The following is a 24,393-nucleotide window of genomic DNA, read 5'->3' on the forward strand; positions in this document are numbered from 1 at the left end:
GTACTTCTGGCGACCTGATTCCTCTTGCCGGGAACGTTCTCACGAACATCTGAAGCGAACGCGGGAACCCTTCCCGGCGAGGAACGCCGGCCGCCGGTGCCCTACTTCAGGGAAGCCTTGCGGTAAGGCAGCACGAAGTCGATGAGACCGTACTCGACGGCCTCCTCCGCGGTGAGGATCTTGTCCCGCTCGATGTCCTTCGAGACCTGCTCCTGGGAGCGACCCGTGTGCTTGGCCAGAGTGGTCTCCAGCTGCGTACGGATACGGGTGATCTCGTTGGCCTGGATCTCGATGTCACTGGCCTGACCGTGCATACCCTCGGTCGCGGGCTGGTGGATCATCATCCGGGCGTTGGGCAGGGCACCACGCTTGCCCTTGGTGCCGCCCGCCAGCAGGATCGCGGCGGCCGACGCGGCCTGTCCGATGCACACCGTCTGGATGTCGGGGCGCACGAACTGCATGGTGTCGTAGATCGCCATGAGGGAGGTGAAGGAACCACCCGGCGAGTTGATGTACATCTGGATGTCCCGCTCGGAGTCGAGCTGCTCAAGCGTGATGAGCTGGGCCATCAGGTCGTTGGCCGAAGTGTCGTCGATCTGGACGCCGACGAAGATGATCCGCTCTTCGAAGAGCTTGTTGTACGGATTCATCTCCTTGACGCCGTACGACGTACGCTCCACGTAGGACGGCAGGACGTAGCGGCTCTGGGGAGCCATCGAGGCCGCGCCGCCGATGAGACTGGGGTTGAACTCGGTCATTTCACGCCTTCCACGCACTGCGCCGATTCATGGACTGGGGCCAGGTCAGCTGGTCACGTCGAGGGTGCCCTCGAGCACCTCGTCGATGAAGCCGTAGTCCTTGGCCTCCTGAGCCGTGAACCAGCGGTCCCGGTCGGCGTCCTTCTCGATCTGCTCGACCGACTGCCCGGTGTGCTCGGAGATCTTCTGGATGAACATCTTCTTCACGTACATCAGCTGGTCAGCCAGAATCCGGATGTCGGAGGCGGTGCCCCCGATGCCACCGGAGGGCTGATGCATCATGACGCGGGTGTGCGGCAGCGCGTAACGCTTGCCGGGAGCACCGGCGCACAGGAGCATCTGGCCCATCGACGCGGCCATACCGATACCCACGGTGCGCACGTCGTTGGGGATGTACTGCATGACGTCGTAGATCGCCATGCCCGCCGTGACGGATCCGCCAGGCGAGTTGATGTACATGGTGATGTCCCGCTGACGGTCCTCGGCGGACAGCAGCAGGAGTTCACCAACCAGGCGGTTGGCGATGTCATCGTCGACCTGCTGGCCGAGGAATACGATTCGCTGGCGCAACAGGCGCTGAGGCGTCTGCTCAATAAAAGGGGAAAGCTGCGGATCCGACGTACGAGCGTCGAATCGCGTGGACTCATCAAAGGTCGGCGGCACTCTCGTCACCTGCTCCGGAATCGAAACGGTTGCGATACAGCGACACTAACGCTGACAGACGCCAGGCTCGTCCGGATACCGCCCCTGTTCGCTTTGAGCGCAGGGTGCGGCCCGCCGGGAACACGTCCTTTACCCTCTCAGCGAACACAGGCTCCACCAGTGAACACGGCCCAGCAGCGGATTGCGGCGGATTCACGACAAGGCCGCGGTGGCCGCGGCCGCGGGGAAACGCGAACGGGCCCTGATCGACCCGGTGAAACGGATCGGTCAGGGCCCGTGAGAGCTCCGCTAGCGCCCCTCAAGGCACTGAGCGGCCTCCGAACTACTTGGAGTCGGCCTTGTCGGCGTCCTCGTCGTCCTTCTTGTCCTCGGCGACCTCAGCGGTCTCCTCGGCCTTGTCAGCCTCGGCGACCTCGGCGGAGGCAGCGGCGGCGGCCTTGACGGCCTCGGCCAGCGCGTCCTCGTCAGAGGCCTCGACGATGTCCTGCTCGACGGCGTTGCCGTCCTCGTCGGTCACCTTGGCACCGGCCAGGACCAGGTCCATGGCCTTGCCGCGGACGACCTCGGTGAAGGCGACGCGGATCTGGTTCGACTCGACCAGGTGCTGGGCCAGCTGGTCCGGGCTCACGCCCATGCGCTGGGCCTGCTCGAACACGTACTGGCTGAGCTCACCCTGGTCGGCGCTCAGGTCCTCCTGGAGGGCCAGCTGGTCGAGGATGAAACCAGCCTTGACCGCCGAGTTGGCGCCGGTCTTCAGCTCCTCCTCGAACTCCTCCTCGGTCTTCTCCTGCGACTCGAGGTAGGCCTCCTTGGTCAGACCGCTCTGGGCGAGCTGCTGCTCAAGGCTCTGGCGACGACGGGTGATCTCCTCGTCGACGACCGCGTCGGGCAGCGGGATCTCGACGGACTCGATCAGCTTCTCCAGCGCCTTGTCACGGGCGGCGGACAGCTGCTGCATCCGACGGACGTCGGCCATGCGCTTGCGCACGTCCTCACGCAGCTCGTCGATGGTGTCGAACTCCGAGGCCAGCTGGGCGAACTCGTCGTCCAGCTCGGGCAGCTCCTTGACCTTCACCGAGTGCACGGTGACGGTCACGTCCGCCTCCTTGCCCTCGTGCTCACCACCGACGAGGGTGGTCTTGAAGGTGGCCTCGCCACCGGACTCCATGCCGCGCAGGGTCTCGTCGAGGCCCTCGAGCATGGTGTTGGTGCCGACCTCGTAGGAGTAGCCGCTCACGGCGACGTCCTCGAGCTTCTCACCGTCGATGGCCGCGGCCAGGTCGATGGAGAGGTGGTCACCGTCCTCGACGGGACGGTCGGCGCCAACAAGGGTGGAGAAGCGCTCGCGCAGGGTGCCGATCTGCTCGTCGACCTGCTCGTCGGTGACGGTCGCGTTGTCGACGGTCACCTCGATGCCCTTGTAGTCCTTCACCTCGAACTTGGGCCGGATGTCGACCTCGGCGGTGAAGGCGAGCTCGTCGTTGTCCTCCAGCTTGGTGACCTCCACGTCGGGCTGGCCGAGCGCGAAGATCTCCTCCTTCTGGATGGCTTCGTTGTAGAGCTCCGGAACGGCGTGGTTGACCGCTTCGCTGATCACCGCGCCGCGGCCGACGTAGCGGTCGATCAACCGCGCCGGCGCCTTGCCCGGGCGGAAGCCCTTGATCCGAACCTGCTTCGCGAGCGACTTGTAGGTCACGTCGAAAGCGTGCTCGAGCTCCTCGAAGGGCACCTCGATGGTCAGCTTGACCCGGGTCGGGCTGAGCTCCTCGACATCGGTCTTCACGGGGCGGTACTCCTAGGTTTGCCGGCTGGTGTCCGCGTCGGCCCGCAGGCGCACCACACAAACGGCGAATGCACGCGCGCACCCCGGTCAGTGAGGACCACGTTCTACTGGGGTGCCCTGCGACGGGCTGGGACTTACAGTTTCCTGCTGATCGCACCAAGTCTAGGGCAGATACGCAGGGGGCCACGGCGCACGGCCCGAAGGCCGAACCACCATGGATGGTTTCGTCGGGGTGGCGGGATTCGAACCCGCGGCCTCATGCTCCCAAAGCATGCGCGCTAACCAAGCTGCGCTACACCCCGTTGCCGGACGTGGACACACTTTCCCGCAATCGGGTGTGCGACCAACCCCCCGGAGACTGTACTCTTGTCTCCGTCGGCTCAACGAGTCTAGAGGAAACTCAAGGGCTCCGATGCCACGCGGGCGTAGTTCAATGGTAGAACCCCAGCCTTCCAAGCTGGTCATGCGAGTTCGATTCTCGTCGCCCGCTCCACTCGAAGCGAGTCGTGTGTGCTCCGCACACCGGCTCGTTTCGCCGTTTCACCAGGGAGACGACCCCCTGACCCCCGCACCACCCGAAGCGAGTCGTGTGTGCTCCGCACACCGGCTCGTTTCGCCGTTTCACCAGGGAGACGACCCCCTGACCCCCGCACCACCCGAAGCGAGTCGTGTGTGCTCCACACACCGGCTCGTTTCGCCGTTTCACCAGGGAGACGACCCCCTGACCCCCGCACCACCCGAAGCGAGTCGTGTGTGCTCCACACACCGGCTCGTTTCGCCGTTTCACCAGGGAGACGACCCCCTGAGCCCAGCTCGTCATGCCCAGGATCCAGGAGGCCGAGGCCCTAGATCCGCTCCGCGACGGATACCCGGAAGTGGAACTCGGTCGTGGCACCGACCACGTTGACCAGATACGAGTCCTCCGAGTTACGGAAGACCTGGCGATCCCGCTCCGACCACGGATGGTTCGGTGCGAAAGTCCTCGTCATGGCCAGCGCCGCACTCCTCGCCTCCTCACGGTCGGCGTGGTCGCCCCGGACTGTTCCCACGCCCCAGCGCGCGCTCTGTCCGTAGTTCACGCTCTCCTCGACAACGACCACCCAGGCCATGTACGCCCCTTTTCTTCGGCTGTGTCCCGCGGGGTGGGATTCACCTCGAGGCGAACCGGTTCTCAGTGACACAACACACAGTCAGAACATCGTTCGGTTCCGCCGCCCCAAGAGGCGGAATACCCGGCTCCAACGGATACGTTGACCTTTCGGGCGGACCCGTCAGCGCAACCGGACGCGGGCGCCCCTCGGGTTCGGCGAAACGGGAGCCAGATGACGGACACAGAAGGCACGGACGAGATGGCCACACCGCTCAGCGCGCTCTGGTTCCAACGACCGGAGGCACTGGAGCGGCCGGTCGTGGTCACCGGTGTCTTCGACGTCCTGCACGTCGGGCACGTGCGCTTCCTGCGATCTATCGCCGAACGCGGACTGCCGCTGGTCGTGGGCATCGAGTCCGACGAACGGGTACGGGCCTGGAAGGGCCCCGGACGCCCGGTCAACCCCGCCGAGGAGCGGGCCGAGACCATCGCGGCCCTGTCCTGTGTGACCGGCTCCTTCGTCATCGAGGGACCGCCGACGGTCGCCGACTGGGCGGCCTACGCCGAGCTGCTGCGGCCGCTCGCGCCCGCGGCCCTGGCCTTCACCGCCGGCGACCGCTACACGCAGGCCAAGATCCGCGGCGCGGACGCCCTCGGCGCACAGGCCTGGGAACTCCCCTTCACCGCGGGTCGGTCCACGACCGCCGCGCTCGGCCGCCTCGCACACTCCCTCTAGCCATCGGTTTTCGACCGCCAGCCACGGTCCTCGACCAATCCTCGGAGCCGTCGGCGTCGAATACCCAATCCCAGAGCCTTGCGGCAGAACCGTAGACGCGCACGGGAAGCTGCGCCGACGCTCCGGTGTTGAGGCTTGGATGGCGACGTGGTGAACGAAAGACGAGGCTGCCGATGATGTCAGGGAGGCCCTCCTACAGGGCATTGGTCAACGACGGAAGCGCGCGGGGGCAGGAGCTTCCCCCGGGGATCACCAGGCGCATCCTGTCCTACGCGACACCGCACTGGCGATCCATCCTGCTCTTCCTCGCGGTGACCTCGGTGGGCGCTGCCGTCGTCGTGGCCAACCCGCTCCTGCTGCGGGCCATCATCGACCAGGGCATCATTCCGGGGAACACCTCGCTGGTGGTCTGGCTGGCGGTCGCCGCGGCGGGTCTGGCGCTCCTGGAGGGCGTCATCACCCTGACCGGGCGGTGGCTGTCCTCCCGGATCGGTGAGGGTGTGATCTACCTCCTGCGCACCCAGGTGTTCACGCACGTACAGCGGATGCCGATCTCCTTCTTCACCCGAACCCAGACGGGTTCGCTGATCAGCCGCCTGAACACGGACGTGGTCGGCGCCCAGCGGGCCATCACCTCGGTGCTGCAGTCGGTGGTGTCCAATCTGATCAGCGTGGTCGCGGTGGTCATCACGATGCTGGCCCTGTCCTGGCAGGTGACCCTGCTGGCGTTGGCGCTGGTGCCGCTGTTCATCGTCCCCGCGAAGCTGCTGGGCCGCAAGCTGGCCAACATCTCCCGCGACGCCATGGACAACAACGCCGCGATGAGCTCCCTGATGACCGAGCGGTTCAACGTCGGCGGGGCCATGCTGGTCAAGCTGTACGGACGCCCGGACGAGGAGTCCCGCGGCTTCTCGGGCATCGCGGCGCGCGTGCGCGACCTGGGGGTCCGCCAGTCCGTGATCGGCGGTCTGCTGTTCACGATGCTGGCCACCATCACGGCGCTGGCGATGGCGATGGTCTACGGCGTGGGCGGTGTGCTCGCGGTGGACGGCGCGTTCGAGGTGGGCACGCTGGTCGCCCTCACCACGCTGCTGGCGCGGCTGTACGGGCCGATCACCACGCTGTCCAACGTGCACGTGGAGATCATGACCGCACTGGTCTCCTTCGACCGGGTCTTCGAGGTGCTGGACCTGGAACCGCAGATCAAGGAGAGCCCGGACGCGAAGCCGCTGCCCAGGGGGCCCCTGAGCGTGGAGTTCGACCGGGTGTCCTTCCGCTACCCGGGCACCTCGGAGACCTCGGTGGCGTCGCTGGAGCTGACCCCGCAGTCGGAGATCATCGAGGACACCCAGGTACTGAGCGAGGTGTCCTTCCGCGCCGAACCCGGCCGGATGGTGGCCCTCGTGGGCCCCTCGGGGGCGGGCAAGTCCACCCTCACCCACTTGGTGTCGCGGCTGTACGACCCCTCCGAGGGCTCGGTCCGGATCGGTGGACTGGACCTTCGGGAGGCCACCGGAGACTCACTGCGCGAGGCCGTGGGCGTAGTGACCCAGGACGCGCAGCTCTTCCACGACACCGTGGGCGCCAACCTGCGTTACGCAAAGCCGGAAGCGACCGACGAGGAGTTGGAGGAGGCCCTGCGGATGGCGCGGCTGGGCCCGCTCCTGGCGCAGCTCCCGAACGGCCTGGACACGATGGTCGGCGACCGCGGATACCGCCTCTCCGGCGGTGAGAAGCAGCGTCTGGCCATCGCCCGGCTGCTGCTGAAGGCCCCGTCGGTCGTGGTCCTGGACGAGGCCACCGCACACCTGGACTCCGGATCCGAGGCCGCGGTACAGGAAGCACTGGCCGTCGCTCTGGAGGGGCGGACCTCATTGGTGATCGCGCACCGGCTGGCCACCGTCCGCGAGGCGGACCAGATCCTGGTGCTGGAGGACGGCCGCATCCTGGAGCGCGGCACACACGAACAACTGTTGGAGGCGGGCGGCCTGTACACCGCTCTCTACCGCACCCAGTTCGCGCCCCAGTCCCAGTAGGCCAGCCGCGGCGATCGGTCGCATCAACCGAACCGGGGGTGCCGTATCCACCCGACAGCCCGGAGAACGCTCTCAGAAACCGGGTGAGGAGCCTTTCTCTCCACCCAGCAGTCGTTGGTGGAGCGCTCTCATGCTCTTGCCCGGCACGGTGCCGAGCTGGGCGGCGAGCAGCCTCCGGTACTCCTCGTGCGCGGTGAGCGCCTCGCCCCTGCGGCCGTCCGCGGCCAGGGCGGCGACGAGGAGTTCGCGCAGGCGTTCACGCAGCGGGTGGTGGGCGATGAGCTCCCCGAGCTCGACCAGGTGGGCTGTGCGTTCCGTGGCATCCGAGGAGCCCAGCTCCGCGGCGATGAGGTCCTCTCGGACCCCCAGGCGGATCCTTTCCAGACGAGTGACTGCGGGGACCGCGAAGGGCAGGTGGGCGGTGTCGGCGAGCGGTGCGCCCCGCCACAGTGACAGCGCCTCCCTCAGCCGCTGTGCGGCGTCCTCGGGGTGCCCGTCCCGCAGGGCTCCCCGCCCCTGGATCGCCAGGCGCTCGAAGCGGACCGCGTCGACCGCCTCGGGTGGGAGCGCGAGCCGGTAGCCCTCGGGTTCGGAGCGCAGCGCGTGGGGTTCGGGGAGTGTGCGGCGCAGTCGGGTGGCCAGGGAGTGCAGGGCCGTGTCGGGGTGTGCCGGTCCGTCCTCCGGCCAGAGGGCCTCGCTCAGGGCGGTCGGCGAAACCACTCCCCCCACCCCCAGAGCCAGGCGAGTGAGCAGGACACGCAGCCGGGCGCCGCCGATCCCCGTCTCCTGACCGTCGGCGACGACCCGCAACGGGCCGAGCACACCGATGCGCATCGGTCCATTGTCCCGCCTGCCGTCCTCGGACCACAAGCGGTCATGGTGGAGCGCTCTCCGGAGGCCTTGCGTCCTAGCTCTTCCCGGACTTGCCCTTCCTGCCCTTACTCGTGCCCTTGCCCTTGTCGGACTTGTTCTTACCCGGGGCCTCGGGCGGAGCGGTCTGGGAGCGGAGCGCCTCGGTCTCCTTCTTCCTGGCCTTCTTCCGCGCCTTCTTCTCCTTCTTGGCCGATTTCTCCTTGGCCTTCTTGCGTTCCTTCTTGGCGGCCTTGGACTGCTTGGGTTTCTTGTTCTTCTTCGGCTTCTTGGCGTCCTTGGAGGTCACGTGTTCCTCCAGTACAGCCGGGAGCGGCGCGATGCCGGGTCCGCCGTCGAAGATCCAGTCGTCCACGGCGTCCAGGAGCTTGTCCTCGGTCATCTGGCCGAGCCAGACGGGGCGGCCTCCGGCGGCCCGCCCCTCCTGGGAGGGCTGGACCACGACGACGTTGGCCTGGAAGCAGATACCCAGGCATTTACTCGTACGGACCGGGACGCGGCGGGCGGAGTGGTCGTCGATGGCGCTGAGGCGGGCGAGCTGAGCCTTGTGGTCGACCCCGGGCACCTTCTTCTTGGTCCCACAGCAACAGCCCCTACAGACCGTGAGCCTGCAGGGCGCACCATCGATCGCGTTCACCGCACCCCGCCTCTCATGAGGTTCGCCTTACCTGACTGTCAGGGTAATCTCCCGCCGAACCGGCCTGACCAGAGGGAACACCGTAGTGGTCGGTGACCTCCACCGGACGCCAGGTCTCGGGCAACCCTTCTGCCTCCGGGGACCCGGCGTTCCAGCCGCTCGCCCAGACCATGGGCAGACCGGCGGCGAAGAGCGGGTGACGCAGATCCATCAGCTGCATCCGGACCTGCGGCTCGGTGCAGGCCCCCGAATTCCCGCACCGGGCGATCCGCTGGCCGAGTGCCACCCGGTCTCCGGGGGCGACCGTGATCGAGCCCCGGCGCAGATGGCCCAGGAGCACGTGGGCGCCGCCGATGTCGATGATGACGTGGTTGCCCAACAACCCGGACGGGCCGCGCAGTTCGCGCAGGGTGTTCTCCAGGACGCTACCGAAGAGCCAGGGCCAGGAGTTTCGGCTGCGGTGGTCCCGCTGTCGGTCGTGTACGCGGACCACCGTGCCTTCCGCCGGGGCGTGCACCGGGGCACCGAAGGCCGGGAAGTCCTGCGGAGGGCGGCTGAGCGGGCGCCAGGCGATGTCCGGGCGGGTGCCGTCCTCGGTGACCAGTCCGAGCGCGTAGGTCTGCCCGTAGGCGTGCGTGCCCTGGCTGGGGACGTTGTCCACGGGGCTGGTCAGTGCCATCCAGCGGCCGCGGACCGGCGGCGCCAGGACCCGCGGGGCGCAGCGCGGGGTCCCCAGGCGCAGGTTCACGGCCAAAGCCACCACCAGCAGGGTCACGCCGACCCACCAGGAGAGACCGAGGTAACCCGCCAGCAGGGCGGTCATCGCCAGCCACATCAGGGGCATGCGGATCCTGGCCAGAACGACGGGGAGGGGACGCGGAGCGGGTGAAGGCATCCCCCATTGTGGACCCGCCCACCCGCTCCCCGCCCCGGGACCCTAGTCCTTGTCCTTGGCCTGGCCCTTCTTGTTCTCCTGCGCTCGCTTGCGCAGGTAGTCGGTCGCGGCCCCGGCTCCCTTGTCGATCTTGTCGTCGTGGGCGCCGCCGGTGGCCTTCTTGGCGGCGTCGGCCGCCTTCCCGACAACCCCCTCGGCCTTGTCAGCGTGATCGTTGACGGCCTTCTTGAGCCGATCGAACGTGTCTCCGGTATCAGACATAGACCCCCCTCGGCCTCTTACTTGCCCGGGACGTGACCAGTACTAACGGCGCCGGTCACCTTCGTCGGAACGGCCCCGGCCCCGCTCGGGGCCAGCGCGGCCCTCGCCTGGCTTCCGCCCTGCGGTCACAGGCCCAGAACCATGCGGGCTACGGAGAAGTAGATGAGCAGACCGGTCGCGTCCACCAGCGTCGCGACCATCGGGGAGGAGACCACCGCCGGGTCCACGCCCACCTTGCGGGCGAGCAGCGGCATCGCGGAACCGATGATCGCCGCCCAGGTACAGATGGCGATCACCGACAGGGAGACCACCACCGCGATGTCGAACCCGACCAGCAGGGTGCCGATGGCCAACGCGACCCCGGCGAGCGCCACTCCCAGCAGGAGGCCGACCCGGCTCTCCTTCCAGAGCACCGAGGGCAGGTCCCGCACCCGTACCTCACCGACGGCGAGCGCGCGCACGATCGCCGTAGCCGACTGGGCGCCGACGTTACCGCCGGTACCGATCAGCATCGGGACGAACATCGCCAGCGCGGTGACCTCCTCCAAGGTCGCCTCGTAGACCTGCATGACGTTGACGGTCAGGGTCGCGGCCACGATGAGCAGCAACAGCCACACCACACGTGCGCCGACCAGGCGCAGCACCCCGACGGACACGTAGTGGTCGTCGATGGGGCTGGCACCGGACTGGCGGGCCATGTCCTCGGAGTCGGCCGCCTCGATGACTTCCAGGGCGTCGTCGAAGGTGAACAGGCCGACGAAACGGTCCTCGGAGTCCACCACCGGCAGGGAGACCAGGTTGGCCTCCTGGATGAGTCGGGCGGCGTCCTCGACCGGTTCGCTGACCCCCACCCGGGGGGCGAACACGTCCACCAGATCTTTGAGGACGCGGTCGTCGTCGCTGACCACGAGGTCGCTCAGGGTGATGGTACCGACCAGGCGGCGGCCGTCGCTGACCACCGGCAGGGTGTAGATCGTCTCGGCGTCGGCTCCTTTGGCACGCACCACTTCCAGGGCGCGGCCGACCGTGAGGTCCAGGTGCAGGATGACGGTCTCCGGTGTCATGTACCGGCCGACCGAGTCCTCCGGATACCCCAGGAGCGCGGCGGTCATCTTGCGTTCGGCGGGGCTCAGTCCGGCCAGGGCCCGGGTGGCGATCTTGGCCGGGGCCTCCCCGATGAGGCGGGCCCGGTCGTCCGGGTCCATCTCCTCCAGGATGTCGTGGAAGTCGGTGCCGCGCAGCCCGAGCAGGATGGCCTGTTGTTGGCCGGGATCGAGCTCCTCGAAGACCTCCAGCTCGCGGTCCTTGTCCAGGAGCCGGAAGGGGACGATCGCGTCGCGACCGGGCATGCGGGCGAGTTCGTCCGCGATCTCGTGGGGCCTGTGTTCGGCCAACCAGAGCCTGATCCCGGTCAGGTCGTTGTTCTCGACCAGATCTGTGAGTTCTTCAGCGCGCTCGCCGTCCATGCGAAGCACCCCCTTGCGTCTCCATCGCCCGGCGGGCACGCCCGCGGGGCCGCGAAATCTGGGAAGTCCGGGTCCTTTCGGCAGGACCTGGTCCGGCCCCTCGTCACTGGTGTGGTGGGCCGTGCGGGCGTCGGCGCCCAGGGGGCGGAGAGGGCGGGCACGGCGGTCCGGGGACGGGTACGAAGAGCCTCGTACCGGGGTCGGGGAACATGTCGACCCTACCGCCAGGAACGGCGGGGCGGCCCACCCCCTGCCGGTGGCGGAGCGGCTCGGGGTCAGGTGCGCCAGAGGACCACGAGGGCGCAGTCGTCGTTCTTGTCCTTGCTGAGGGTGTCCACGACCTCGCCCGCGCCGGTGGCGAAACCCTGGGTGACCAGCGTGTCGGCGGTGCCCAGGAGGCGGTCGATGCCCGCGTCCAGGTCCTCGCCGGGGGTCTCGATGAGGCCGTCGGTGCAGAGCATGATGGCGTCGCCGGGGCGCAGTTTGCCCTCGACTGAGGTGTAGGTCATCTCCGGGATGACGCCCAGGACCACGCCCTTGGCCTCGGTGGTGCTCCACACACCGCTGCCGCTGTCGTAGTGCAGGGCGGGCGGGTGTCCGGCGGAGGCGACCTGGTACTCGCCGGTGTCGGTGTCCACGCTCAGGTGGACGGCGGTCACGAAACCCTCGCCACCGCTGTTGCGCATCAGGTAGTCGTTGCAGTGGGCGAGGAAGTCGCGGGCGGGCACCGCCCCGATCAGTCCGCTGAAGGCGCCGGAGAGCATCAGGGCGCGGGTCCCGGCGTCCACTCCCTTGCCGGAGACGTCGACGACGGCGATGTCGAGCCGGTTCTGGCGCCGTATGGAGACGACGAAGTCCCCGCCGAAGGAGGAGCCGCCCGCCTGGCGCAGGACGGCGGTGCGCCCCCAACCGGAGGGGACCCCGGGGAGTCTTCCCTGGTCCCGCAGGCGGTCACGCAGGTCCAGCAGCATCATCTCGCCGCTCAGGCCCTGGACGCCGAGGCGTTCACGTACCCCGGAGAGCAGGTAGGACAGGACCCCGGTGATGCCGATGGTGACCAGCAGGCCCGGGCCGACCTGGCCGAAGCCGAGCCGGAAGGCCAGGACCAGGAGAACGGCGGCGACCACGCCGAGCAGGAAGGCCAGGCTCTTGCGCTTGAGCAGCAGTCCGCCGGCCAGCACGGTGAGGATGACGGAGCTGGGCGGGAACCACGCGGTGGGTCCCCAGCCGGCGCCCACGCCGATCCCCACTGCGATGGCGACGAGGGTGATCAGGACGAGCCGGTAGCGGAACAGCACCTTGCGCCGGAGCACCGCGACGATCCGCTGCACGGTGGATCGCAGCCATCGGGTGGTCTTGGCGGTCGGTGTGGCGTTCATTGGTCCTCAAGCGCTCGGCACGCCCGCTCTGCCCGCGGGGGTCACTCCTGGTCGTCGTACGGCACACCGGTGCGGTCACGGTCGCGTCGGGGCCTGGTCTGGCGTCGGCGGGCCTGGGCGGTGTGGGGGCACGGCCCGGATCGTGGTGGCTGGGTCCGCCTGGGGCGGGCACCGCCGCGTCGAGGACAACGCCGTGTCGCGGACGACCACGACCCGCCGCTGTGCACGAACTGTAGCGCCTGCTCTACTGCTGTGGCACGTACCAACAGCGGCGTTCCACCCCATAAACCCGGGTTTGGGTTCCGCCTAAACCCGGCTGCGCGGGGATGGAGCCGCGCACCCGACCAGGTTCCCACAACGCCCCCGGCGGGGACTGGTCCCCAGCCCTCGAAGTGCGAACGCCCCCGTGCACCGGACTGGATTCCAGCCGGCGCACGGGGGCGGACGTCCGGACCGCCCCAGGACCGGGATCCGGGGCGGGGCACGGGCCGAAGGTGACTGACCGGGTTACGGAAGCGGGGGGAGCTCGCCGGTCTGCTCGTAGTCGCCGAGCATGGCGATGCGGCGGGTGTGCCGCTCCTCGTCGCTGTACGGGGTGGCGAGGAAGAGCTCGACGAACCGGGTGGCCTCCGCCAGGGAGTGCATCCGACCGCCGATGCCGAGCACGTTGGCGTCGTTGTGCTCACGCGCCAGCTTGGCGGTGTCCTCACTCCAGGCCAGGGCCGCACGGACGCCCTTGACCTTGTTGGCCGCGATCTGCTCCCCGTTGCCGGAGCCGCCGATCACGATCCCCAGGGACCCCGGGTCCCTGGCGACGCCCTCGGCGGCGCGCAGGACGAAGGGAGGGTAGTCGTCGACCGCGTCGTAGACGGCCGGACCGGCGTCGACGACCTCGTGGCCGTTCTCCTTCAGCCAGGAGACGAGGTGTTCTTTGAGCTCGAAGCCCGCATGATCTGATCCAAGGTAAACACGCACGTCACCAGTGTGACAGCTCCCGGACACAGACGACGCCGCGCCCCACCCGGTCGGTGGACCGGAAGGGGCGCGGCGTGCGTCGTGTGGGTTACCGAGCTGCTCAGGCGCCAGCGGCGGCAGCGGCGACGCTCAGACCGAGGACGGCGAAGCCGGCCATCGAGAGGATCGCGATCAGGTTGTACACGAGGATCGACTTGAGGTCCTTACTGAGGGGACCTGCCTTGGAGACCGCGGGCTTGTTGCTCAACTCACACCTCGTTTGGGTTCGACCAGGGGATGACCACTCGAAATTTTTCCACACCGCACAACGCGCGCGTCACCGGGTCCGATTCCGGTGAAACGTGCTATGCGACCGTGATACCGAGCACACCGGTCACATCTGTACGGCTTTGACCTCGCAGAACTCCTCCAGGCCGGGCAGTCCCCACTCGCGGCCGTTGCCGGAGCGCTTGTATCCGCCGAAGGGCGCGCGGGGGTTCAGGGCGCCGCCGTTGAGTTCGACCTGTCCGGCCCGCAGACGGCGGGCGACGGCCAGCCCCTCGTCGGGGTCGCCCGACCACACGGCGGCGTTGAGCCCGTAGACGGTGTCGTTGGCGATCTCGACCGCCTCCTCGACCGTGTCGTAGGCGATGAGGGCGAGCACCGGCCCGAAGATCTCCTCCTGGGCGATGCGCATGTCGTTGCGCACGTCGGCGAAGACGGTCGGGCTCACGTAGTAGCCGCTGTCCCGTCCCTCGACCGGCTCGGAACCGCCGGTGACCAGGCGGGCGCCCTCCTCCACACCGAGGTCGACGTAGGAGCGGACCTTGTCCAGCTGGGCGGCGGATACCAGCGGGCCCATCCGGGTGCCCTCGTCCACGGGGTCGCCGGGGGCGTACTTGGCGGCGGCGACCGCGGCCAGCTCCACGGCTTCCTCGTAGGAGTCGCGGTGCACGAGCATGCGGGTGAGCGCGTTGCAGCTCTGACCGGTATTGCGCATGACGTCGGCGACACCGCGCTTGACGGCCTTGGTCAGGTCCGCGCCGGGCAGGATGACGTTCGGCGACTTGCCGCCCAGTTCCAGGGCGACCCGCTTGACCGTCTCGGCGGCGACCTGGGACACCCGGGTCCCGGCGCGGGTGGAACCGGTGAAGGAGACCATGTCGACCTTCGGGTGGGCGGCGATCGCCTCGCCCACCACCGGGCCGGTGCCCGAGACCAGGTTGAACACGCCCGCGGGCAGTCCCGCCTCGTCGAGGACCTCCGCCAGCGAGTAGGCGCTCAGCGGCGCGACCTCGCTCGGTTTGAGGACCACGGTGTTGCCCGCGAGCAGGGCCGGGATGACCTTGAGGACGATCTGGTGCAGCGGATAGTTCCACGGGGTGATCGCGCCGACCACGCCGATCGGCTCGTGCACCACGAGGGAGTTGCCGATCCTCTCGCCGGTGAAGTAGCGCTCCCCGTGCTCCTCCACCAGGTCGATGTAGGTCCTGAACATGAGGGAGGGCAGCCCGGCCTGCACCTTGGCGGCGAAGGTGGCGGGGGCTCCGATGTCCCGGGTGAGCACGTCGGCGATGTCGCCGAGCCGGGCGTTGAACAGCTCCAGCGCCTTGGCCAGGTGGGTGACGCGCTGACCCGGGGTGAGCGCGGACCAGGCGGGGAAGGCGGCGGCCGCGGCGTCGACCGCGGCGTCGACGTCGGCGGTGGCACCCGCGGGGACGGTGTCGATGACCTGCTCGGTCGCCGGGTTGACCACGTCAAGGGCCTCGTCGGAGGCGGAGTCGCACCAGGCGCCGTCGATGTAGAGGGATCGCATGGACCCCACTGTCGCAGAACGTGATTCGGGTTGGCCAGAGCGGGGACGCACCGGGGACGTGTCCGGGGCCGGTACCCGTGCTTTGACGGATACCGGCCCCGGACGGAACCCTCGGCGGGTCGGACCCCGTGTCGGAAGGACGCCGGTCAGCCCCAGTGCGGGGGGCGGTCGGAGATCAGCCGCGCGGTGGAGTCCTCATCGCTGTCGCCCCAGCCCTCGGAGCGCTCGTCGCTCGTGGTGTCGGGCAGCAGATCGAGGTCGTCGAGGAAGGTGGCGCGGCGGTCGTCGTCAGGCCCTGGCATGGGTTCTCCCGGGTAGCGGGTCGGTGATCAGTCGAAGATGGGGTCGCGGGTGCGGGTGCGCTTGAGCTCGAAGAACCCGTCGGTACCGGCGACCAGACGCACGCCGTCCCACAGCTTCCCGGCGTCCTCGCCGCGCGGGACGGGGGTGACGACCGGCCCGAAGAACGAGGCGCCCTCCACCTGGACGACGGGGGTGCCGACGTCCTCGCCCACCAGCTTCATCGCCTCGGCGTGCGAGGCGCGCAGGGCCTCATCGTATTCGGTGGAGTCGGCGGCATCCGCCAGGTCCGCGGGCAGGCCGGCGTCGGCCAGCGCGGCACGGACGGTGTCCAGGGTGCGCGGCTCGGCGTTGTTGTGGAAGCGGGTGCCCAGGGCGGTGTAGAGACCGCCGAGGACCTCGGGACCGAAACGCTGCTCGGCCGCGACGCACACGCGTACCGCCTGCCAGGAGCGGGCGAGGGATTCCTTGTACTGCTCCGACAGGTCGCGGCCCTCGTTGAGCACGCCCAGGCTCATCACGTGCCAGCGCACGCTCACCTTCCGGACCTTCTCCACCTCCACCAGCCAGCGGGAGGTGATCCAGGCCCAGGGGCAGGCCGGGTCGAACCACATGTCGGCGTAGGTGGTCTCCTGCTCGCCCGGTTGTGCGGGGGACTGGGTCATCGCTGCTCCTCGTCTGGGACGGTCGAAGTCCGGGGCAGGGTTCGGCGGGGACCGGAGACCCTGCGCCCTTGGGCGTCAACCATGGCGATCGGTTGCACATTCCACCCCGGCGCGTGGCAGGATCGATGCGACTACACAGACCTGCGGCCCGACGGCGCCCACCCAGACGGCGGGCTCGCCGTGGTCGACAGACGATTTTCCGGCCGGCGAGGACGGCGGCCGTGAAGGGAGCGTGGCGTGGCAGGGAACCTGACACGGGACGAGGCCAAGGAGCGGGCGCGCATTCTCAGCGTCGACTCCTACGCCGTGGAGCTGGACCTGACCACCGGGGACGAGACCTTCCGGTCCACCACCGTGGTGCGTTTCTCCAGCACGGAGCCGGGCGCGCGGACCTTCGTCGACCTGGCCGCGCCGAGCGTGCGCAGCGCCGTGCTCAACGGCCGCGAACTGGACCCGGCCGAACTGTTCGACGGTGAGCGGCTCGTCCTCCCCGATGTGGCCGCCGAGAACGAGCTGACGGTGGTCGCCGACGCCGCCTACATGCGTACCGGCGAGGGCCTGCACCGGTTCGTGGACCCGGTCGACGGGTCGGTGTACCTGTACAGCCAGTTCGAGACGGCTGACGCGCACCGCATGTTCACGTGCTTCGACCAGCCCGACCTCAAGTCCACGTTCGAGCTGACCGTGTACGCGCCCCCGTCGTGGGAGGTCGTGTCCAACAGCGCCCCGGATGTGGAGCGCGAGGCGGCGGGCGAGGAGCGGGTGCGCTGGCACTTCCCCGCCACGCAGGTGATGTCCACCTACATCACCGCCCTGATCGCCGGGCCCTACCACGTGGTCCGCGACGAGCACGACGGCATCCCGCTGGGCCTGTACTGCCGCGCCTCGCTGGCCGAGCACCTGGACTCGGACGCGCTGTTCGAGGTCACCAAGCAGGGCTTCGACTTCTTCCACGGCCTGTTCGACCTGCGTTACCCGTTCGGCAAGTACGACCAGCTGTTCGTGCCCGAGTTCAACGCGGGCGCCATGGAGAACGCCGGGGCGGTGACGTTCCTGGAGGACTACGTCTTCCGCTCCCGCGTCACCGACGCCCGCTACGAGCGCCGCGCCGAGACCATCCTGCACGAGATGGCGCACATGTGGTTCGGCGACCTGGTCACCATGCGCTGGTGGGACGACCTGTGGCTGAACGAGTCGTTCGCGACCTACGCCAGCGTGTACTGCCAGGTCAACGCCACCCAGTGGTCCGACGCCTGGACGACCTTCGCCAACGTGGAGAAGGCCTGGGCGCTGCGCCAGGACCAGCTGCCCTCCACCCACCCGATCGCCGCCGACATGGTCGACATCCAGGCGGTCGAGGTCAACTTCGACGGCATCACCTACGCCAAGGGCGCCTCGGTGCTCAAGCAGCTGGCCGCGTACGTGGGTGTGGACGCGTTCTTCGCGGGTGTGCGCGCCTACTTCAAGGAGAACGCGTTCGGCAACACCGAGCTGAAGGACCTCCTCAAGCACCTGGAGGCCGCTTCCGGCCGCGACCTGTCCGGCTGGTCCAAGGAGTGGCTGGAGACCACGGGCGTCAACACCATGCGTCCGGAGTTCGAGGTGGACGCGGACGGCAACTTCACGTCCTTCGCCATCCTCCAGGAGGCCGACCCCGAGCACCCGACGCTGCGTTCGCACCGTCTGGCGGTGGGTCTGTACGACCGCACCGAGGACGGCATCGTACGCCGCGAGCGCGTGGAGCTGGACGTGAGCGGTGCCCGCACCGAGATCACCGAGCTGGTCGGCAAGGCCCAGCCGGACCTGGTGCTCATCAACGACGACGACCTCACCTTCACCAAGATCCGCCTGGACGAGCGCTCCCTGCGCACCGTGGTGGAGGGCGCCGGTGAGATCCGCGAGTCGCTGCCGCGCGCGCTGGCCTTCAGCGCCGCCTGGGACATGACCCGTGACGGCGAGATGGCCGCCCGGGACTACGTCGCCCTGGTGATCTCCGGGATCAGCGGCGTCAACGACGTCACGGTCGCCCAGACCCTGCTCCGCCAGGCCTCGGGGGCGCTGTTCAACTACGCCGACCCGGTCTGGCGCCCGTTCGGTTTCGAGCAGCTCGCCGACCGCCTGAGCGCCCTGCTCTCGGCCGCCGAGCCCGGCAGCGACCTGCAGCTGGCCTATGTCAACGCCCTGGCGGACGCCGCCGTGACCGACGCCCACCTGTCGCTGCTGCGCGGCCTGCTCGACGGCGCGATCACCGTGGACGGCCTGGAGATCGACACCGATCTGCGCTGGACCCTGCTGCGCCGTCTGGTCGCCGCGGGCAAGGCCGGGGAGACGGAGATCGCCGCGGAGCTGGAGGCCGACCCGACCGCCACCGGACAGCGCAACGCCGCCGGTGCCCGGGCCGCGATCCCCACGGCCGAGGCCAAGGAGACCGCCTGGGAGCGGATCGTGGGCGGCGACCTGGCCAACGCCGAGTTCCGCGCCACCCTGCTGGGCTTCACCGAGCCGCGCCAGGCGGAGCTGTACCGCCCCTACCTGGAGCGCTACTTCGCCCAGCTCGCCCCGGCCTGGGACAAGTGGACCGGTGAGTTCGCGCAGACCTTCGCCGAGGTGGTCTACCCCAGCCAGCTGGTGGAGGAGGCGACTCTGGAGCGCACGGACGCCTACATCGCCGAGAACTCCCCGGCTCCGGCGCTGTACCGCCTGCTGATCGAGGGTCGGGCCGGGGTGGAGCGCGCCCTGCGTGCCCGCGCCAAGGACATCGCCGCCGGTCAGGAGAGCTGATCCGGCCGGTCCGCGGTCGGCCCACGGGCTGAGGTGACCGGCTGAGCTGACCGCACGGAGCCGCACGGCCCCGGGGAGAACACTCCCCGGGGCCGTTCCACCGCACCCGACATACTGGCCGCCATCCACCGGGCCTTCGAAAAACCCCAAACCCCCGATGATCTTGCTACCAGGAGCAAGTTCGGCGCCGAACTTGCTCCTGGTAGCAAGATCATCCCCAGAGAGAGGACCGACCCTTCCCGGCGGCCCTGGGGACCCGGAGAGCGCTCTCACATGTTCCGGCTCTGGCCTCCGATCGGACCCAGGGTACGGCGAATCCGGGCGACCATCCTCGGGTCGGCCAGGAGCTCGTCCACCAGGACCGGTTCGCCCTCGCTGCTGGTGAGCGGGATCCGCCAGTTCGGGTACTCGGTGCTGGTGCCCGGCTGGTTCTGCATGCGCCGCTCCCCCACCACGTCGGTGAGCGCCACCCCCAGCATCCGGGCCGGGGTGGCCGCCAGGTAGGCGTGCATCGCGGCGACCACGGCGGCCGGGTCTCCCACCGGGTCGGCGTCCTCCTCCAGTAGCCCCAGGTACACCAACAGTGCGCACCACTGGGCCACTCTGGCCTCGGAGTCGGCCAGTTCCTCCGCCACCGGGCGGTTGAGCAGGCCCAGGCGGTCGCGTAGTTCGACGTGCTCGGCGGACAGGTACGACGCCACCGGTGGCAGGTCATGTGTGGCCACGGTGGCCAGGCAGTCCCGGCGCCACTGGTCCGGGGTGAGCGGGTCGCCCTCCGCGTCGTTCTCGAACCACAGCACGGAGGTACCGAAGATCCCCCGGTCGGCGAGGTGCTCACGGACCCACGGTTCGACGGTCCCCAGGTCCTCCCCGACGATCACCGCGTCGGCGTGGTGGGCCGCCAGCGCCAGGGTGCCCACCATGCCCTCGTGGTCGAAGCGCAGATAGGTGCCCTGGTCGGCGCTGGCGCCCTCGGGGACGCACCACAGCCGGAACATGCCCATGACGTGGTCCATCCGCAGGCCGCCCGCATGGCGCAGGCTCTGGGACAGGATCTGGTGGAGCGGACCGTAGCCGAGCTGGGCCAGGCGGGTGGGGTTCCAGGGCGGCTGACCCCAGTCCTGCCCGACCTGGTTGAACTCGTCCGGCGGGGCGCCCACGTGCAGACCGGGCACGAGTGCGTCACCGTACATCCAGGCGTCCGCGCCGCCCGCCTGCACCCCGATGGCCAGGTCGTGCACGATGCCGACACTCATACCGCTGTTGAGAGCGCTCTCCTGGGCCTGGGCGAGCTGTTCGTCCAGGATCCACTGGAGCCAGCGGTGGAACTCCACCCGCGGCCACAGGTTCAGCGCCTCCTGGCCGACCGCGAGCGCGCTGACATCGCGCAGCCGCGCGGGCCAGGTGCGAAAGTCCGAGCCGTGCACCTCCGCCAGCGCGGACCAGGTGGCGAACTCGACCAGGGGTTGGCCCTCGCCTTCCTGGTAGCGCCGCAGGGCCGCCTCACGGCCCGGGGCGCGGGGCACCTGGAAGAGAGTCTCCAGGGCGGTGCGTTTGGCCTCCCAGACGGCGTCGCGGTCCAGGAGGTCGGCGGTGCGGCCGCGTTCGCGCAGCGGCCGGGCCAGGCGCTGGATCCCTTCGCGCTGGGCCGGGTCGAGCCGCGCGTACTCGGGCACGTCCTCCACCCGGATGTAGAGCGGGCTCGCGTAGCGGCGGCTGACCGGCAGGTACGGAGAGGGCTCGACGGGGGTCAGGGGTTCGGTGGCGTGCACCGGGTTGATCAGGGTGAAGTCGGCGCCGAGGTCGCGGGCGCTCCAGTCCGCGAGTTCGGAGAGGTCGCGCAGGTCGCCGGTGCCCCAGGAGGCACGGGAGCGCACGCTGTAGATCTGCGCCATCAGCCCCCACAGGCGCGGGTTCTCGCGCAGTGCGCTGGGCTCGATCCGGTCGGGGACCACCAGGAGCGGGGCGTCGTGTTCGGCCCCGTTGTCGGTCACCCTCAGGGTGTGCACGCCCAGTGGCAGGCCGGGGTCGAACGGCAGCAGTGAGCCGTCCGCGGTCTCCACCGTGCTGCGTGCGCCTTCGGGCAGCACCAGGTCCGGTGCCTTGCCCTCGCGGACCACCACCGCCGGTGGCAGCGGTCCGCGCCCCGGCACCGGTGCCGGGTTCCTCGGATCCACCCCCAACGCGGACAGGACATGGCGGATCGTGTCCGGGCTGACGGGTACCTGTCGTCCCCGCCAGTCCTCGTATGTGGTCGCGACCCCGTACTGCTCGGCCGCCCGGGCCAGCTGAACGTCCCTCACAGAAACCGATCATGCCCCACAGGAACGCGCGTACACCGGAGGTCGGCCCGGCGTGGGGGGAGAAGATGCTTCCGAGGCCCTTCGAGCGGCCTCTCTCGACCTCTTGTTTCCCCTGACTTTCCGGTATCCCCACACGCCCCGGCCGTACAGCCCGCTTATCCCTTCGCGCAAAACCTACGCGAACCGCATAATCAAAGGCGTGCTCGCGAACTACCGGCGGCTCTTCGCCGTGCCCCACGTCCTGTCCCTGTTGACCTGGTCTCTCGCTGCCAGGTTCTACACCCCGGGGCTGATGATCGCGGTCACCTTCCTCGTCCAGGGGTGGACGGGTTCCTACACCCTGGCGGGTCTGGTGGCGGGCGCCTTCACTCTGGGGATGGCGCTGGTCGGTCCGTTGCGCGGGCGCATGGCCGACCGGGGTAACAGCGACCGGTTGGTGCTGGTGTGCGGCGTGGTGTTCACCGTCGGGCTGACGGCGCTGGCGTTGCTGCCCGCGTCGCTGTGGTGGGTGTCGATCCCGCTGGCCCTGGGTACCGGGCTTTTCGGTACCCCGGCCAATCAGATCGTGCGTGCGCTGTGGCCGCGGCTGACCACGGGTTCGGAGCGGCAGGCCATCTACGCGGCCGAGGCCACCACCCAGGAGCTGCTCTTCGTGTTCTCCCCGATCCTGACCGCCGGTGTCGTGGCGCTGGCCGGACCGCGCTGGGCTCTGTTGCTGCTGGGGGTTCTGGGGCTGATGGGTGCGGTGGGGTTCGCGTTGTCGCTGCGCCGTGCGGGGGTGACCGATCCGGCCCCGGCCGAGCCCGATCAGGTCCGCGGAGCCTCGGAAGAGGGGGCCGGCGCCGCCCCCTCCCGCCCCCGCCGCAGCCTGCTGTTCCACCCCGCGCTGTGCCTGGTCTTCGCGATGTGCATGATGATCGTCTCCGGTGTGGTCGGTATGGACCTGGTGATCGTCGCCTGGGCCAACGAGCTGAACGCGCCGCACTACGTGATGGTGCTGGCCTCGATCTGGGCGCTGGGGTCGCTGGTGGGCGGTGCTGTCGCCGGCTCGCTCAAGGGCACTCCCCGGGTGCCGTTGCGGGCCTTCGGGGCCGCCCTGGGCATCGCGGTGCTGGTCCCGTTCCTGCCGCCGGTCAGCCATCTGCCCACCCCGCTGCTGATCACCCCGCTGCTCTTCGTCTCGGGGTTGGCGTTGGCGCCCACCCTGGCGGCGGTGATGGGCCGTCTGGGCGACACCGCCCCCGCCCACCGCAGGGCCGAGGCGTTCGGCTGGATGGCCACGGCGATGAGCACCGGCGCGGCGGTGGCCGGTCCGCTGACCGGCGCTCTGGTGGACACCAACGGGATCGCGGGCGGTGCGCTCGGTGCCGCCGGGCTGGTGCTGACGGCCGCGGTGCTGAGCCTGTTCCTGCCCCGTACCAACGGGCCCGCCGGTGCCGGTGCGGGCACCGATCCCTCCGCCGCCGCGGCCGACACGGTGCCCACCGTGGAGAACACCGCCCTCGGGACCGCTGGCGCCGCCCTCGAGGCAACCGCCACCGGTCCCGCTCTGGTCAGTCCTGCCAACCGGCCGGAACCCGGTGCGCCCACGGCCGGGCCCGCTCCAACTGGGCCGACAACGACAGCAGAGTCCCCTCACCGCCCATCCGACCGGTGAGCATCGTGCCAATCGGGAGTACGCTCGGCGACCAGTGCAGCGGGACGTTGACGGAGGGTTGTCCGGAGACGTTGTAGAGCGAGGTGAACGGGGTGAACTCGGTCATGCGCCGGAACTCCTCCTCCGGTCCGCACGAGTTGAAGTGGCCGATCGCGGCCGGGGGCTGGGCCAGGGTGGGGCTGAGCACGGCGTCGAAGCGGGCCGTGGCCGTCAGCATGGCGCGGGTGCCGCGCTGGAGGCGGGCGCTGGCGCCCACGTAGGCGGGGACCGGGGTGGTGCGGGCCCGTTCGCGCAGCCACTGGTAGATCGGGGTCAGTTCACCCTCGCGGGCCGGGTCGATGGGTGTGGCGGAGGCGACGGCCGACCACAGGTGCTGGAAGTCGTCGGCGAAGGCGCCGCCGAAGGCGGTCTCGCCGGGGTTGTCGATCTCCTCGACCTCGTGGCCCAGGTCGAGGAGCAGCTGGGTGGCCTCCTCGTAGGCGGCGAGGACGTCGGGGTGGACCGCGATGCCGGTGGAGCCGGTGTCGGCGTAGCGGCCGATGCGCAACTTCCCGGGTTCGCGGCGGGCGTGGTCGGCGAAGGACTGGCCGGGCGGCAGCGGCGGAGCGGTGTAGAGGTCGCCGGGCAGGTTGACCGCCATGGCGTCCAGCATCAGGGCGGCGTCCAGGACCGAGCGGGTGATGGGGCCGGCGGTGGAAAGACCGTTGAGGTCGGCACGGTCCGGGCCGCCGGAGATACGGCCCCGCGTGGGTTTGAGTCCGAAGAGGCCGCACACGCCGGCAGGGATGCGGATGGATCCGCCGCCGTCGCTGGCCTGGGCCGCGGGGGCGAGTCCGGCGGCGACCGCGGCCGCGGCGCCTCCGCTGGAGCCGCCCGGGGAGCGGGTGGTGTCCCAGGGGTTGCGGCTGGGCGGTGCGATGTCGTTCTCGGTGTAACAGGTCGCCCCGAATTCGGGGGTGTTGGTCTTGCCGAGGAAGACGGCGCCCGCTTCGCGCAGCTGGGCGACCATGGCGGAGTCGGCGGGGGCCACGAGGTCTGAGTAGACGCGTGAGCCGAAAGTGACACGGACCCCGGCGAGGGTGTCCAGGTCCTTGATGGGCAGCGGGACTCCGAGGAGGGGCGGGAGTTGGTCCGGCGTGTCGCTCATCACGCGCTTCTGCGCGTTTCGGGCCTGCTCCAGAGCACTTTCCTCAACGACCGTAATGTAGGCACCGTAACGTGCGTCCAGCCTCCGAATTCGCTCGAGATAGTGCTCAGCGACCTCAACAGGTGACAGTTCACGACTGCGGATCAGCGTCGCGAGGCGGTGCGCGGGGAGATCATGAATCCGGGTCATGCCACCT

At 69.5% G+C, this 24,393-nt stretch carries 21 protein-coding genes and 2 tRNA genes; 5 read left to right on the forward strand and 18 right to left on the reverse strand.

From position 1 onward, the window contains the following. Window positions 1-101: 101 nt before the first annotated feature. The 4 genes from NE857_RS25575 to NE857_RS25590 all read right to left on the reverse strand — a co-directional run bounded on the left by NE857_RS25575 (window position 102) and on the right by NE857_RS25590 (window position 3,506). Window positions 102-758 (reverse strand): ATP-dependent Clp protease proteolytic subunit, encoded by a 657-nt coding sequence (locus NE857_RS25575; RefSeq protein ID WP_017583488.1) that lies wholly within the window; start codon window positions 756-758, stop codon window positions 102-104. Window positions 759-803: 45 nt separating this feature from the next. Further along, window positions 804-1,421: a ClpP family protease gene (locus tag NE857_RS25580; protein ID WP_083926859.1), complete on the reverse strand. Its 618-nt coding sequence runs from the start codon at window positions 1,419-1,421 to the stop codon at window positions 804-806. A 322-nt stretch (window positions 1,422-1,743) separates the two neighbouring features. Further along, on the reverse strand, window positions 1,744-3,204 hold the full coding sequence (tig, locus tag NE857_RS25585; protein WP_017583491.1) for a trigger factor: 1,461 nt from the start codon (window positions 3,202-3,204) through the stop codon (window positions 1,744-1,746). Between the two features lie 227 nt (window positions 3,205-3,431). Continuing rightward, window positions 3,432-3,506 (reverse strand) — tRNA-Pro (locus tag NE857_RS25590). A 117-nt stretch (window positions 3,507-3,623) separates the two neighbouring features. Here NE857_RS25590 and NE857_RS25595 point away from each other — a divergent pair. Continuing rightward, window positions 3,624-3,697: transfer RNA gene (locus NE857_RS25595), tRNA-Gly, on the forward strand. Window positions 3,698-4,049: 352 nt separating this feature from the next. On the opposite strand, the gene NE857_RS25600 is transcribed toward NE857_RS25595, so the two are convergent. Continuing rightward, the gene (locus NE857_RS25600; RefSeq protein ID WP_254418011.1) at window positions 4,050-4,313 is read right to left on the reverse strand and encodes a hypothetical protein; all 264 of its coding nucleotides are present in this window, start codon (window positions 4,311-4,313) and stop codon (window positions 4,050-4,052) included. Window positions 4,314-4,526: 213 nt separating this feature from the next. Here NE857_RS25600 and NE857_RS25605 point away from each other — a divergent pair, with 213 nt between their 5' ends. Together NE857_RS25605 and NE857_RS25610 are read left to right on the forward strand one after the other, a co-directional pair. Next, window positions 4,527-5,030, forward strand: coding sequence for an adenylyltransferase/cytidyltransferase family protein (locus NE857_RS25605; RefSeq protein ID WP_017583493.1), 504 nt, complete (start codon window positions 4,527-4,529; stop codon window positions 5,028-5,030). 173 nt (window positions 5,031-5,203) lie between these two features. Continuing rightward, window positions 5,204-7,066 (forward strand): ABC transporter ATP-binding protein, encoded by a 1,863-nt coding sequence (locus NE857_RS25610; RefSeq protein WP_254418012.1) that lies wholly within the window; start codon window positions 5,204-5,206, stop codon window positions 7,064-7,066. 72 nt (window positions 7,067-7,138) lie between these two features. Here NE857_RS25610 and NE857_RS25615 read toward each other — a convergent pair whose 3' ends face one another. From NE857_RS25615 to NE857_RS25665, 11 genes are all read right to left on the reverse strand, one after another. Beyond that, complete coding sequence (locus NE857_RS25615) at window positions 7,139-7,900, reverse strand: AfsR/SARP family transcriptional regulator (protein WP_254418013.1); 762 nt, start codon at window positions 7,898-7,900, stop codon at window positions 7,139-7,141. Between the two features lie 73 nt (window positions 7,901-7,973). Beyond that, window positions 7,974-8,501 carry a (2Fe-2S) ferredoxin domain-containing protein gene (locus NE857_RS25620; RefSeq protein ID WP_254418014.1) on the reverse strand — a complete coding sequence of 176 codons (528 nt, stop codon included), beginning with the start codon at window positions 8,499-8,501 and terminating at the stop codon, window positions 7,974-7,976. An 85-nt stretch (window positions 8,502-8,586) separates the two neighbouring features. Continuing rightward, the gene (locus NE857_RS25625) at window positions 8,587-9,468 is read right to left on the reverse strand and encodes a M23 family metallopeptidase (protein WP_254418015.1); all 882 of its coding nucleotides are present in this window, start codon (window positions 9,466-9,468) and stop codon (window positions 8,587-8,589) included. Between the two features lie 42 nt (window positions 9,469-9,510). Next, the gene (locus NE857_RS25630) at window positions 9,511-9,729 is read right to left on the reverse strand and encodes an Rv0909 family putative TA system antitoxin (protein ID WP_254418016.1); all 219 of its coding nucleotides are present in this window, start codon (window positions 9,727-9,729) and stop codon (window positions 9,511-9,513) included. Window positions 9,730-9,854: 125 nt separating this feature from the next. Beyond that, a complete protein-coding gene (gene mgtE, locus NE857_RS25635) occupies window positions 9,855-11,195 on the reverse strand; it encodes a magnesium transporter (RefSeq protein ID WP_254418017.1) in 1,341 nt (446 codons plus the stop codon). A 275-nt stretch (window positions 11,196-11,470) separates the two neighbouring features. Continuing rightward, a complete protein-coding gene (locus tag NE857_RS25640; RefSeq protein WP_254418018.1) occupies window positions 11,471-12,574 on the reverse strand; it encodes a PP2C family protein-serine/threonine phosphatase in 1,104 nt (367 codons plus the stop codon). 507 nt (window positions 12,575-13,081) lie between these two features. After that, window positions 13,082-13,549, reverse strand: coding sequence for a ribose-5-phosphate isomerase (locus NE857_RS25645; RefSeq protein ID WP_254418019.1), 468 nt, complete (start codon window positions 13,547-13,549; stop codon window positions 13,082-13,084). Window positions 13,550-13,649: 100 nt separating this feature from the next. Further along, entirely contained in the window at window positions 13,650-13,796 is a 147-nt protein-coding gene (locus NE857_RS25650; protein WP_017583502.1) for a hypothetical protein, read from the reverse strand. 126 nt (window positions 13,797-13,922) lie between these two features. Beyond that, the gene (locus tag NE857_RS25655; RefSeq protein ID WP_254418020.1) at window positions 13,923-15,344 is read right to left on the reverse strand and encodes an aldehyde dehydrogenase family protein; all 1,422 of its coding nucleotides are present in this window, start codon (window positions 15,342-15,344) and stop codon (window positions 13,923-13,925) included. A 146-nt stretch (window positions 15,345-15,490) separates the two neighbouring features. Next, a complete protein-coding gene (locus NE857_RS25660; protein ID WP_017583504.1) occupies window positions 15,491-15,646 on the reverse strand; it encodes a hypothetical protein in 156 nt (51 codons plus the stop codon). Window positions 15,647-15,673: 27 nt separating this feature from the next. Next, on the reverse strand, window positions 15,674-16,309 hold the full coding sequence (locus tag NE857_RS25665) for a mycothiol-dependent nitroreductase Rv2466c family protein (RefSeq protein ID WP_254418021.1): 636 nt from the start codon (window positions 16,307-16,309) through the stop codon (window positions 15,674-15,676). A gap of 237 nt (window positions 16,310-16,546) precedes the next feature. On the opposite strand from NE857_RS25665, the gene pepN reads away from it, so the two are divergent. After that, the gene (gene pepN / locus NE857_RS25670) at window positions 16,547-19,090 is read left to right on the forward strand and encodes an aminopeptidase N (RefSeq protein WP_254418022.1); all 2,544 of its coding nucleotides are present in this window, start codon (window positions 16,547-16,549) and stop codon (window positions 19,088-19,090) included. Between the two features lie 269 nt (window positions 19,091-19,359). Here the strand turns inward: pepN and malQ are convergent, their stop codons facing one another. Further along, window positions 19,360-21,393, reverse strand: coding sequence for a 4-alpha-glucanotransferase (gene malQ, locus NE857_RS25675; protein ID WP_254418023.1), 2,034 nt, complete (start codon window positions 21,391-21,393; stop codon window positions 19,360-19,362). A gap of 199 nt (window positions 21,394-21,592) precedes the next feature. Here malQ and NE857_RS25680 point away from each other — a divergent pair, with 199 nt between their 5' ends. Next, the gene (locus tag NE857_RS25680) at window positions 21,593-23,050 is read left to right on the forward strand and encodes an MFS transporter (RefSeq protein ID WP_254418024.1); all 1,458 of its coding nucleotides are present in this window, start codon (window positions 21,593-21,595) and stop codon (window positions 23,048-23,050) included. Here NE857_RS25680 and NE857_RS25685 read toward each other — a convergent pair. Beyond that, entirely contained in the window at window positions 22,947-24,386 is a 1,440-nt protein-coding gene (locus NE857_RS25685; RefSeq protein WP_254418025.1) for an amidase, read from the reverse strand. The genes NE857_RS25680 and NE857_RS25685 overlap by 104 nt on opposite strands. Between the last annotated feature and the right edge of the window lie 7 nt (window positions 24,387-24,393).

This window comes from Nocardiopsis exhalans (assembly GCF_024134545.1).
Classification (GTDB): Bacteria; Actinomycetota; Actinomycetes; order Streptosporangiales; family Streptosporangiaceae; genus Nocardiopsis; species Nocardiopsis exhalans.